The organism is Nocardia sp. NPDC049220, assembly GCF_040647855.1.
Taxonomy (GTDB): Bacteria; Actinomycetota; Actinomycetes; order Mycobacteriales; family Mycobacteriaceae; genus Nocardia.
The window spans coordinates 1-1,244 of the sequence record NZ_JBEZDA010000063.1; the positions used below are offsets into that span (position 1 = coordinate 1).

1 protein-coding gene is annotated in these 1,244 nt (G+C 65.0%); it reads right to left on the minus strand.

Features of this window, described 5'->3' with window-relative positions; all coding sequences use genetic code 11:
• Nucleotides 1-1,244 (minus strand): bifunctional o-acetylhomoserine/o-acetylserine sulfhydrylase (locus AB0C34_RS31545; protein WP_357081111.1); only part of this gene is annotated, 1,244 nt, incomplete at both ends.

The following is a 1,244-nucleotide window of genomic DNA, read 5'->3' on the forward strand; positions in this document are numbered from 1 at the left end:
AGGATGTCGTCGATTCCTTCGATGCCGACGGCGAGGCGGACCAGGCCTGGAGTCACCCCGGAGGTCAGTTGTTCATCGGGTGTCAGTTGAGAATGCGTCGTCGACGCGGGGTGTATCACGAGAGAACGCACATCTCCGATGTTAGCCACATGGCTGTGCAGGGCTAATCCGTCGACGAATTTCTTGCCCGCGTCCACGCCGCCACGTAGTTCGAACGCGACGACTGCCCCCGCGCCTTTCGGTGCCAGCTGCTGCCCGCGCTCGTACCACGGTGACGAGGGCAGACCCGCGTAGTGAACGTTCTCGACCTCGGGGTGTGTGTTCAGGTATTCGGCGACGGTGTGCGCGTTCTGGACGTGGCGTTCGATGCGCAGGCTGAGTGTTTCGATGCCTTGGCTGATCAGGAAGGCGTTGAAGGGGGAGATCGCGGCGCCGAGGTCGCGGAGGAGTTGTACGCGTGCTTTGAGTGCGTAGGCGGGTGCGCCGAGGTCGGCGTAGACGACGCCGTGGTAGCTGGGGTCGGGGGTGGTGAAGCCGGGGAATCGGGGTTGGGCGTGTTGGTCGGTGGTCGTCCAGTCGAAGGTGCCGCCGTCGATGATGACGCCGGCGATGGCGGCGCCGTGTCCGCCGAGGTATTTCGTGGCGGAGTGCACGACGATGTCGGCGCCGTGGGCGAAGGGTTGGATCAGGTAGGGGGTGGCGACGGTGTTGTCCACGATCAGCGGGATGCCCGCGGCGTGCGCGACGGTGGCGATACCGGGGATGTCGAACACGGCGCTGCTGGGGTTGGCGATGGTTTCGCCGTAGAACGCTTTGGTGTTCGGGCGGATCGCTGCGTGCCATTGGTCGAGGTCGTCGGGGTTGTCGACGAAGGAGACTTCGATGCCGAGTTTGGGCAGGGTGTAGTGGAACAGGTTGTAGGTGCCGCCGTAGAGGCGTGGGCTGGAGATGATGTGGTCGCCGGCGGCGGCGAGGGTGAGGATGGCGATTGTTTCGGCGGCTTGGCCGGAGGCCAGTAGGAGTGCGGCGACGCCGCCTTCGAGGGCGGCGATGCGTTGTTCGACCGCGTCTTGGGTCGGGTTCATGATCCGGGTGTAGATGTTGCCTGGTTCGGTGAGTCCGAACAGTGCGGCGGCGTGGGTGGTGTCGCGGAAGGTGTAGGAGGTGGTCTGGTAGATCGGCAGCGCGCGGGCGTTGGTCGTGCTGTCGGGCACCTGGCCTACGTGGATCTGCTTGGTCTCGAA